The 347-nt window shown below is 35.7% G+C and carries 1 protein-coding gene; it reads left to right on the top strand.

Translation table 11 applies throughout. From position 1 onward, the window contains the following. Positions 1-347 (top strand): metallophosphoesterase (locus BTV99_RS12955; RefSeq protein WP_143507219.1); only part of this gene is annotated, 347 nt, incomplete at both ends.

Consider the following 347-nt stretch of genomic DNA (forward strand, 5'->3'; position numbering starts at 1 on the left):
GAAGCTGTACTAAGAGATATTAAACAAAGAAATGTTAATCAAATTGTTAACCTTGGGGATATTCTATATGGTCCAATTGCACCAAAAGCCACTTATGAATTATTGATGAAACATCAAAAAGATATTATTACTATTCGTGGCAACCAAGATAGGCAGATTTATGAAGCTACGATGGCTGATATTGATAGTAACCCAACTCTACAGTTTATTGTAGAAGACTTACCCAATGAGGTTATTCAATGGATGAAGGCTTTGCCCTTCGACTATGAGTTAGATGGAGATGTTTATCTATGCCACGGCTCACCAACTGATGACATGGTATATCTGTTAGAAAATGTAGAAACTGG

The sequence above is a fragment of the Psychrobacter sp. Rd 27.2 genome (genome assembly GCF_001921755.1).
Classification (GTDB): domain Bacteria; phylum Pseudomonadota; class Gammaproteobacteria; order Pseudomonadales; family Moraxellaceae; genus Psychrobacter; species Psychrobacter celer.